The 9,513-nt window shown below is 74.0% G+C and carries 9 protein-coding genes and 1 riboswitch; of the genes, 2 read left to right on the top strand and 7 right to left on the bottom strand.

The genetic code is table 11. The features are described 5' to 3' along the window. Positions 1 to 118: 118 nt before the first annotated feature. Positions 119 to 1,231 carry a CAP domain-containing protein gene (locus N0B34_RS11875; protein ID WP_263731600.1) on the bottom strand — a complete coding sequence of 371 codons (1,113 nt, stop codon included), beginning with the start codon at positions 1,229 to 1,231 and terminating at the stop codon, positions 119 to 121. A 233-nt stretch (positions 1,232 to 1,464) separates the two neighbouring features. Between N0B34_RS11875 and N0B34_RS11870 the strand changes: the two genes are divergently transcribed. After that, positions 1,465 to 1,944 carry an Lrp/AsnC family transcriptional regulator gene (locus tag N0B34_RS11870; RefSeq protein WP_412175734.1) on the top strand — a complete coding sequence of 160 codons (480 nt, stop codon included), beginning with the start codon at positions 1,465 to 1,467 and terminating at the stop codon, positions 1,942 to 1,944. A gap of 67 nt (positions 1,945 to 2,011) precedes the next feature. Here N0B34_RS11870 and N0B34_RS11865 read toward each other — a convergent pair whose 3' ends face one another. The 4 genes from N0B34_RS11865 to N0B34_RS11850 form a co-directional block, all read right to left on the bottom strand. Next, on the bottom strand, positions 2,012 to 2,947 hold the full coding sequence (locus N0B34_RS11865; protein WP_263731599.1) for a universal stress protein: 936 nt from the start codon (positions 2,945 to 2,947) through the stop codon (positions 2,012 to 2,014). A 69-nt stretch (positions 2,948 to 3,016) separates the two neighbouring features. Further along, positions 3,017 to 3,559, bottom strand: coding sequence for an HNH endonuclease (locus N0B34_RS11860; RefSeq protein ID WP_263731613.1), 543 nt, complete (start codon positions 3,557 to 3,559; stop codon positions 3,017 to 3,019). A gap of 202 nt (positions 3,560 to 3,761) precedes the next feature. Then, a complete protein-coding gene (locus tag N0B34_RS11855; protein ID WP_263731598.1) occupies positions 3,762 to 4,523 on the bottom strand; it encodes a C40 family peptidase in 762 nt (253 codons plus the stop codon). Positions 4,524 to 4,527: 4 nt separating this feature from the next. Then, positions 4,528 to 4,724, bottom strand: a riboswitch (cyclic di-AMP (ydaO/yuaA leader). A 250-nt stretch (positions 4,725 to 4,974) separates the two neighbouring features. Further along, positions 4,975 to 5,670 carry a metal-dependent transcriptional regulator gene (locus N0B34_RS11850; protein ID WP_263731597.1) on the bottom strand — a complete coding sequence of 232 codons (696 nt, stop codon included), beginning with the start codon at positions 5,668 to 5,670 and terminating at the stop codon, positions 4,975 to 4,977. Positions 5,671 to 5,768: 98 nt separating this feature from the next. On the opposite strand from N0B34_RS11850, the gene serC reads away from it, so the two are divergent. Then, a complete protein-coding gene (gene serC / locus N0B34_RS11845) occupies positions 5,769 to 6,902 on the top strand; it encodes a phosphoserine transaminase (RefSeq protein ID WP_263731596.1) in 1,134 nt (377 codons plus the stop codon). On the opposite strand, the gene N0B34_RS11840 is transcribed toward serC, so the two are convergent. Then, positions 6,878 to 7,594 (bottom strand): peptidase, encoded by a 717-nt coding sequence (locus N0B34_RS11840; RefSeq protein ID WP_263731595.1) that lies wholly within the window; start codon positions 7,592 to 7,594, stop codon positions 6,878 to 6,880. The genes serC and N0B34_RS11840 overlap by 25 nt on opposite strands. Before the next feature lie 115 nt (positions 7,595 to 7,709). Beyond that, on the bottom strand, positions 7,710 to 9,473 hold the full coding sequence (locus N0B34_RS11835) for a DUF4012 domain-containing protein (protein ID WP_263731594.1): 1,764 nt from the start codon (positions 9,471 to 9,473) through the stop codon (positions 7,710 to 7,712). Positions 9,474 to 9,513: the final 40 nt, after the last annotated feature.

Raw genomic sequence — 9,513 nt, 5'->3', positions numbered from 1 at the left:
GCTGAGCCCGTGGTGGGCGGCCGCAGGGCTCGCGGCCGCCCACCACGTCATCACGGCGAGCCGACGGCTCGATCGCACGTCCGGCGGGCGTCGCGTACCCGTCGGACGGCGTCGGGCGTCAGTTGAACTTCACCGCGCCGTACAGCCAGCCACCGTCGATCGCGCCGCCGACCGCCATGCTCGAGACGTCGGTGCGCAGCATCTGCGCGTTGTGCGACGGCGACCGGGACCAGGCACCGACCAGGCCGGACGCGCTGCCGTTGCTGATGCAGCCGACGATGTTGTCGAAGCCCGAGTGCCAGATGCCGCCGGCGTCCGCCATGTCCAGCGCGTGCCCGACGAGCGTCCCGGACCGGGACACCGACAGCGTCGGCAGCCCGTTGCTCGCGCGGTAGGCGTTGATCGCCGCACCGATCGCTCCGACGGACGACTCAGCACCGGGCGTCCCGACCGGGGCGCCCGGGCACACCAGACCGCCCGCCGGGATGGCCATCGGACCGGCCGACGGCGCCTGCGGAGCGGTCGCCGCCGGCGCCGAGCTGCGGACCGTCCTCGTGCTGCGCGTCGACTGCTGGGCCGCCTGCTGCGCCGCGGCCTGTGCCGCCGCCTGCGCCGCTGCGGCCTGCTCGGCGGCCACCCGCGCGGCGTCCGCAGCCTGCCAGGCCTGCTCGGCATCCGCGACGGCCTTGTCCTGACCGGCCAACCCGTCGGCCCCGGCACGGAGCGCGGCGAGGCTGACCGGGCGCCCGCCCAGGATCGCCGCGACGGAGACGATGCCGCTCTGCAGCGGTGCCCGCAGGTCGTCGCCGACGTGCGGTGCGGCCGCCAGCGTGCCGTTGGCGTGCGCGAGGGCCGTGGTGGTCGCCGCCACGGCCGCCGCTCGTGCCGCAGCCAGCTCTGCCGATCCCGCGGTGGAGACGTCGTCACGGGCGGCCGTGTCCCCGGCGAGGGCCGTCAGCGCCTGCGCCGTGCGGACCTGTGCCGCGTGCTGCTGCTCGGCCGCATCGGCCCGCTGCTGCTGCACGATCGTGCCGGCCACCACCAGGACGGCGACGGCGCCGAACCCGACCAGCATCGTCGCGGTCCGCCGGCGGGGCGCCCCGACGGGTCCCTCCGGACCGCTGCGCTGGGTGGGGACCCGGTCGAGCGTGCCGGGAGCGGCGTACCGCTGCGGGACGCCCGCGGCGCGCACCGTCGTCCCGGCCGCCCCCTCGGAACGCTGCGTGTCCACCGCGTCCACCGTGCACCTCCCGCTCGCGAGTCAATAGCCGCCAAGAACGGCCTCATCGCCGATTGTGCTGGTTATCGGCGCATTCGCTACGGGACCAAAGGAATTCCATCGGTGTAGTTCGTGTGATTTCGACCGCTTTTCCGGATCTGTAATCGGACATTCTTCACATGTCGGCAGAAATGGTGTCGGCCCGATCGGCGGGTCGTGGGGCGGTCGGCGAGGATCATGGGGCCGTGCACGACGACCGGCCACACCCCATGGACGCCCTCGACGCCGCGATCGTGCGGGAGCTGGCGCTCGACGCCCGCGCCACCTACGCCCAGGTCGGCCACGCCGTCGCGCTGTCTGCCCCTGCCGTCAAACGGAGGGTGGACCGGCTCCGGGACGAGGGGGTGATCCGGGGCTACACCGTCCGGCTCGACCCCGCCGCGCTCGGCTGGCAGACGGAGGCCTTCGTCGAGCTGTTCTGCCACGGCAGCACCAGCCCGGCGACCATGCAGGCCGCGATCGAGCAGTACCCGGAGGTGATGGCGGCCAGCACCGTCACCGGTGACGTCGACGTGGTGCTCCAGGTGCGCGCGCGCGACATGCGGCACCTCGAACGGGTCGTCGAGCGGCTCGCCGCCGAGCCCTTCGTCGCGCGCACGCGCTCCACGATCGTGCTGTCGGCTCTCGTGCGCCGGCCGGAGGTACCGCCCGCCGCGACGGAGTGACGCAGCCCGAGGCCGGCTGGTGCAGGCTCAGGCCGGCCGACGACGCACCGGGCCGGCTCGCGCAGGCTCAGGCCGCGGCCTGCTCGGCGTCCGCTCCCTTGGTCACCACCAGCACGGGGCACTGCGCGTGGTGCAGCACCGCCTGGCTGGTGGAGCCGAGCAGCAGCCCGGTGAAGCCACCCCGCCCCCGCGAGCCGACCACCAGGAGGTCCGCCTCGTCGGACATCCCGGTCAGCACCGCGGCGCCCGTGCCGTCCAGCACGCGGCGCTCGATCGTCAGACCCTGTGCCTCGTCCGCCACCCGCTCGAGCACCAGCGCCAAGGACTCCTCGATGTCCGCCAGCACCGCACGGTGGTCGACCGGCTCGGGCAGCCAGGCCAGCACCCCGGTGACCGTGTTCACCGGCACGGCGGACACCACCACCACCGTCGCCTGCCACCGGCGTGCCTCGCGCAGCGCGCAGCGCAGCGCCAGCTCGGACTGCGGGGAGCCGTCGACACCGACCATCACGCGACGAATGGGCTCCACCGCGGGGATCGGCGCGTCGGCAGCCTCCTTCGCCGCCCGGGCGCGCAGCGGGACGACCACCGTCGGGCACTTGGCGTGAGCCGGCAACGCCGACGACACCGTGCCGAGCAGCCGCTCGGCGAACCCTCCGCCACCTCGGGTGCCGACCACCACCAGGCCGACCTCACGGGACTCGTCCACGAGCACCGCGGTGGCGTCGCCCACCGCCACGTGGCTGGTGACAGGCAGGCCGGAACCGGCGACCCGGGCGAGCGCCTCGGTCAGCACCGCCTCCGCACCGGCGCGGATCGCCGAGTCGTCCAGAGCGGCGTACCCGCCGTCCAACGAGGCCGCCGCGAACGAGGGCAGCGCATAGCTGCACACCAGCCGCAGCCCCCACTGCCGCACCCGTGCCTCCTGCGTCGCCCAGTCCAGGGCGTGCAACGCAGCGTCCGACCCGTCCAGGCCCACCAGGACCACGTTCTCGTGCGACATGATCGGTACCTCCTTCAGCCCATCGTGGCACGCCCTTGACGCAACGATGGGATGAAGCGGGGGAACCGCTCAGGCTGCGAGGTAACGGCTCCACACCGGCTCGGCCCGGACGGCGGCCGCCCCGAAGGCGACCGACCACCGCGGCGCCCGGGGGGTGAACCGCAGCTCCCAGCCCAGCTCGTGCAGCAGGTGGTCGGCCTTGCGGTGGTTGCAGCGGACGCAGGCCGCGACCACGTTCCCCCACTCGTGCCGGCCGCCGCGCGACCGCGGCAGCACGTGGTCCACGGTGTCCGCTCCCCCGCCGCAGTACGCGCAGCGGTGGTCGTCACGCTGCAGCACCGTGCGCCGGGTCGGCGGAACCGGACGGCGGGTCGGCACGTGGACGTACCGCGTCAGCGAGAGGACCACCGGCAGGGGGATCGCCGCCCGCTCCGAGTGCAGCAGCCGGCCCTCGGACTCCAGCACGGTCGCCTTGCCGGTCATCACCAGCACGACCGCCCGGTGCAGGCTCACCACGCACAGCGGCTCCCCGCTGGCGTTCAGCAGCAGCGCTCGCGGGAGCGAGGCTCCGGTGCCGTGGGCGCCCGCGGGCTGCGGGGCTCCTGCGGGCACCTCGTCAAGGGGTCCGGTCGTCAGCACGGCGTTCTCCTGACCTTCGCGGTCGGACCGGCTGGCTGCCGGCCCGTGACTTCAGGCAACTCGCGTGGTGCGGACCCAGGGTAACCGTCGCGGTCCAGCCGAATGTGCGACGAGGCCCCGACCGTGTCGGTCGGGGCCTCGTCGTGAAGCAGTGCCGGCGTGCCGGCGGGGGTGGTCAGGACACCCGGATGAACACCGGGGCGCTCTGCCAGATCGAGCGGAACTGGACCGAGCCGCCCGGGCGGGGCGCGTCGATCTCCATGTCGCCGCCCGCGTAGATCGCGATGTGGCCGGGCGAGTAGATCAGGTCACCGGGCTGTGCGTCGGCCCGCGAGACGACCGTGCCGGCGCTCCGCTGCGCCTCGGCGGTGCGCGGGAGGCTGATGCCGAGCTGCGCGTAGACGTACTGGGTGAAGCCCGAGCAGTCGAAGCCCGACGGCGTGGTGCCGCCGTACACGTAGGGGACGCCCACGTAACGAGCGGCGATCTGCAGCACCGCGCTGCCGGCGACGCTGGGCGGCGCGGCGACCGTCGCAGCAGCGCGGACCGTGGACCGCGAGGTGGTCGCCGTGCGGCTGGTCGTGGTGGTCTTCGCCTTGACGACCGGCGCCGGCTTCACTGCCGTGACGTCGTCGACGTCGAGCGTCCAGGTGGCCTGGTCAGGGGCGGTCACCACGGGCGCGGCGTCGAGAGCGGCGCGAGCGGCCCCCGTCAGCGTCGAGGTGTCCACCGAGGCGAGACCCGAGGCGTCGTTCGGCTCGGCCATCGCCGGGGCTGCCCCCAGGACCGACACGACGAGGCCCGAAGACGCAGCGACCACCGCGGTGCGACGGCCGACGACGGCCATCTGCGCGGTGGCGGTGGAGGCGAGCTGGGTGAGGGGGGTGGACGGACGGCGTGCGGCCCGGTGCCGGGCGCGAACAGTGCTCTGGGACAACAGGTGTGCCTCTCCGTGCGCCTGCGAGGTCAGCTGTCGGGTTCGGGTGGGAGAACACCCGGCCGTGCGCACGATCCGAGGACCGTCCGCCCGGCTTCACCCCAAGGACACCGTCACCGGTGCCCACGATTTGGGTCCCCCGCCCCTGCCGGCGAGTAGTACGGAACCTCGATCGGCGGCAGGGTTCGGCGTTCCGCTCGAGGGCTTCTCGGAGGAGGGTTCCGTGAAGCAGGACGAACGTACCCGACGGTTCCGGCGATTGTCACGCTCCGGTCACGACGATCTCGTGAAGAAGTCGGACGGGTGACCGGGACGCGGACGACGCCCGGGACGAAGGTCATGCCCTCACCCGTTCGGCCCAGCGCATCGCCGCAGGTCAGGGGCGCCCCACAGCGGAGGCCGAGCGGGCACACAGGGCGCCCGGCACGCAGCCCGGACGCGACGGTGTGGTTCAGGACACGGACACGAAGATGTGTCGGGCCACGTCGTCCGGCAGGTCCAGCACCACACCCGAACCCGGCACGCCCACCGTCACCACGCCCTCGCCGCGCTCCACGTCCACCCATGCACCGGGTGTCACACCGGCGTCGGAGAGCCGCGCGAGCAGCTCGGTGTCCACCTGCAGGGGCTCCGCGATCCGCGCGACGACCACCTGGGCGGCCGCCGTGGGGACACCCTCGCCGGCGAGAGGTGCGACGTCGTCCAGGAAACCCACGCCGTTGGGCCGCTCGCCGATCTCGTCCAGCCCGGGGATCGGGTTGCCGTAGGGGTCGAACCGTGGGTGCTCCAGCAGCGCGGCCAGCCGCCGCTCCACCTGCTCGCTCATCACGTGCTCCCAGCGGCACGCCTCCTCGTGGACGTGCGGCCAGTCCAACCCGATCACGTCCGTCAGCAGCCGCTCGGCGAGCCGGTGCTTGCGCATCACGCGGGTGGCCCGGGCCATGCCCTGCGGGGTGAGCTCGAGGTGCCGGTCCCCGCTGAGCACCACCAGACCGTCCCGCTCCATCCGCGCCACGGTCTGCGAGACGGTGGGACCGGAGTGCCCGAGCCGCTCGGCGATCCGGGCGCGCAACGGCGGGATGCCCTCCTCGACCAGCTCGTAGATGGTCTTGAGGTACATCTCGGTGGTGTCGATCAGGTCGGTCACGGCACGCCTCCCCATGCGTCGTCGGGCCGCGCGCCCGCGTGACCAGGGTAGTTGGTCGCGCCGACGGGCTGCGGGGCGGACCGCCTATCCTCGGCGTCGTGGCCACGGCTCCCGACCTGCGCATCCCTGCCGACCTGCTGCCCCGGGACGGACGGTTCGGCTGCGGCCCGTCCAAGGTGCGCCCCGAGCAGGTGGCCGCGCTCGCCGCGGTGGGCGGCTCGCTGCTGGGCACGTCGCACCGGCAGAAGCCGGTCCGCGCGCTCGTCGGGCGGGTCCGCGCCGGGCTGACCGCGCTGTTCGACGCGCCCGACGGGTACGAGGTGGTGCTCGGCAACGGCGGCACCAACGCGTTCTGGGCGATGGCGACGGCCTGCCTGGTGGACCACCGCGCCGCGCACGCCTCGTTCGGCGAGTTCGGCGCCAAGTTCGTCACCTCGACGTCCCGCGCCCCGTTCCTGGCCGAACCCCACGTGGTGACGGCCGAGCCCGGCTCGATGGTGGTGCCGGAGCACGTGGACGGCGTCGACGTCTACGCGTGGCCGCACAACGAGACCTCCACGGGTGCGATGGCCCCGGTGCGCCGGGTGGCCGGCTCGCGCGAGCAGGGTGCCCTGGTCCTCGTCGACGCGACGTCCGGCGCCGGTGCGCTGCCGGTGCACGTGGGGCAGACGGACGTCTACTACTTCGCGCCGCAGAAGGTGTTCGCGTCCGACGGTGGCCTGTGGCTGGCCGTCGTCTCGCCGGCCGCCGTCGAGCGGGCCGCCCGGATCGAGACCGGCGACCGGTGGATCCCCGAGTTCCTCTCGTTCAGCGCCGCGGTGACCAACTCCCGGCTGGACCAGACCCTGAACACCCCCGCCGTGGCGACGCTGGTGCTGCTGGCGGAGCAGCTGGACTGGATGCTCGAGCAGGGCGGTCTGGAGTGGGCCGCGGCACGCAGCGCGACGTCCGCCGGGCACCTGTACTCGTGGGCGGAGTCGCGCGACTGGGCGAGCCCCTTCGTCGCCGACGCAGCCGCGAGGTCCACCGTGGTCGGCACGGTGGACCTCGCGGCGGACGTGCAGGCGGACACGGTGGCGGCGGTGCTCCGTGCCCACGGCATCGTGGACACCGAGCCCTACCGCCGCCTGGGTCGCAACCAGCTGCGGATCGGCATGTTCCCGGCGGTGGAGCCCGACGACGTGCTGGCCCTCACCGCCTGCATCGACTACGTGGTCGAGCGCCTCGTCTGACGCGCCTGGCGGTGCATCGCCGCCCGGATCACCAGCAGCAGCGTGCCGAGCAGCACCAGCCCGGCACCGCCGAAGGCGTACGGGGCCACGTCGGACCCGGTGGCGGCCAGCACGGCCGACCGCACGGACGAGGTCGGTGTGACGTCGTCCGCCGCGAGGACCGCCGAGTTCACCGGGTCGCACGCGCCGGCGACGGCCGGGTAGCTCACCGTCGCGACGGTGGACGGGTTGACCTCGAAACGCACCTCGACGGGCTGCCGGGCCCAGTCGAAGGCGTCACCGCGGGTCCAGCTGCCGTCGGACTGCTGCGTCCAGCCGGGCCAGTCGATGATCGTGCCCTTGTTGTCCAGGACGGCGCCCGGCCACAGGAGCGTGCCGTTGAGCGGCTGGTCGGTGAGCACCACGTCCGTGCCGCCGGGGTGCACCCAGGTGATGGTCGCCGTGGTGAGGGTGGTGCCCATCTCCTCGAGCGAGTACTTCAGCAGCGGCACGTCGTTCACGCAGACCGGGTTGACGTGCGCGGTGAGCTGGCAGACGCCGGGAGCGGCGTAGCCGGGACGATCGGTGGGGCACGGCGTCCCCGACGGCCCCGGATCGGTGGGCAGGGTGCTCGCTCCTGCCGGTCCGGCGACGAACAGACCGACGAGGAGCGCCATGATGACGATCAGTCCGCGTCGCGCGTGCGTGGTCATGGTGTGCCGCCCTGGCTCGACAATGGGTATCAACCGGACAATCTTCGCGCAACGGACACGATCCGTGCGGGTGCAATCCGGCCCTTGACCGGGTGATTTGTGCTAGGCGGGCCGCTCAGGACGGGCAGGTGGCGGTGACCAGGCCACCCGACGCCACCGTCGGGGTCGCCCAGACCTGCACCACGCCGTGCCGCACCGGCACCTGGACCCGGTAGGTCGCGCTCTGCCCGGGTGCGAGGACGCTCGAGACGACCTGCACCTGCCGGCCCGCCTGCTGCGCGGCGAGGCCCGACACCACGGCGTCCTCGCCCAGTCGCAGCGACGGCAGCGCCGCACCCTGGGCGGCGTACACCGTCAGGTCCGTGACCAGCGACCCCGGGGCGAACCCGGTGGCCCGGCCGGCGGTCTCCCGTGGCCACGACGCCACGTCCGCCGGCGGGCTGTAGGTCAGGTCCAGGCGCACGTCCGCGGTCGGCGTGGGGCCGGTGCAGCGCAGGTTCTCCACCGTGACGGCCGTGCGGAGGTAGTAATCGAGCTTCCCGCCGGTGCCGTCGTCCAGGAACACGCCCGTCGCGTCGGCGTACGGCCCGCTGAGGAACGCGCCGCCGAGCGTGCGCACCGACAGCCGCTGCTCCTCCTCCGGGTGCGCGGACCACACGCGGACGCGGCCGTCCGACGCCGCCTTCGCCATCGCGTCGACCAGCCGGCTGGGGTCGCCCTTGCCGCTGACGACCGCGCCGAAGATGGCCGTCGCCGCCTGGGCGAAGTACTGGTCCGCCGCCTTGGCCGCGAGGCCGCCGACATACGGGTCGCGCAGCAGGGACGGCACCGCCGACTGCTGGTCGAGCGTGCCGGCGGAGGTCTGGACACCGCCCACGGCACCGAGCAGGTAGGACACCGCGATGGGGTCGGTGGCGATCACGCCGTCGACGGTGCCGCCGACGTCCTTGGCCCAGTGCGCGGCAATCAGCTGCGCCGAGCGCGGGAAGTCCGGTGTGAGCACGGAGTCCTGCACCCAGCGGCCGAGGCGGTCGGTGTCGATCGCCAGCTCGGCGTCGGTGAGGGGCAGCACAGGCTGGGCGAGCTCGGTGAAGTCGGCCGTGGAGCGGTGGTCGACGAGGCGGACCACGCCGTGGTCCACCTGGACGGCCGCCACGGCGCCGACGATGCCGCCGGCGCTGCGCAGCTCGGCCGAGTTCAGCGCGACGACGAGGTACGTCCGCGGTCCGTCGGCACCGAGCATCGGCGGCACCAGGGCGGCGAGCTGCGAACCGGTGTCCAGCGCCGACGCCAGCTTGGGCAGCAGCTGCTGCACGGTGCCCACCGGCCCCGCCAGGCGGTGCACGAGGCGGCGGGTGTCGATCGCCTGGACCCGCGCGGCGGCTGCGGTGGACACCTGGGCGGCCCGCGTCAGCTCCGGCTCGACGTCGGTGAACGGCGCCAGGTTGACGCGGCCGTTGCTCAGCAGCGTGTCCCGCGCCGCGAGGACGCCCTGCGCCCGGTCGAGCACCGGACCGGCCGAGCCCACCACGTCGTCGAGCGCGACGGTGACGACGCGGACGGCGTGCAGCTGCGCACCCGCCCAGGGCAGGTGCTCGGCGACGCGCCACACCGGGTCCGAGGCGGCCGACCGCGCCCTGGTCAGATCGCTGCGGACGTGGGGCAGCGCCGTGCTGACCGCCGAGACGTCGGTGGCACTGAGGCTCGATGCGCCGGAGGGCAGCGCACGCTGCGCCTCCGCGAGCGCCGTGCCGGCCTGGTAGACGCGCAGCGCGAGCCAGCCGGCGGCGAGGACCAGCACGACGGCGACGCCGAGGCCGGTGAGCAGCAGACGGCGTGGCCACGGCGAGCGGGCTGCCGTCGGCTGGTCGTCCTGCATCCCGTGATCGTGACATATCGGACACCGGGGACCGTCGGAC

This window comes from Cellulomonas sp. SG140 (assembly GCF_025770785.1).
Taxonomy (GTDB): Bacteria; Actinomycetota; Actinomycetes; order Actinomycetales; family Cellulomonadaceae; genus Cellulomonas.
The sequence above is the reverse complement of the archived record's forward strand: the minus strand, read 5'-3'. Positions and strand labels throughout refer to the sequence as shown.

Coding starts and splice junctions, on each gene's coding strand:
- N0B34_RS11840 (WP_263731595.1), bottom strand. CDS start 7,594: ATGACCACGCACGCGCGACGCGGACTGATCGTCATCATGGCGCTCCTC.
- N0B34_RS11865 (WP_263731599.1), bottom strand. CDS start 2,947: ATGTCGCACGAGAACGTGGTCCTGGTGGGCCTGGACGGGTCGGACGCT.
- N0B34_RS11835 (WP_263731594.1), bottom strand. CDS start 9,473: ATGCAGGACGACCAGCCGACGGCAGCCCGCTCGCCGTGGCCACGCCGT.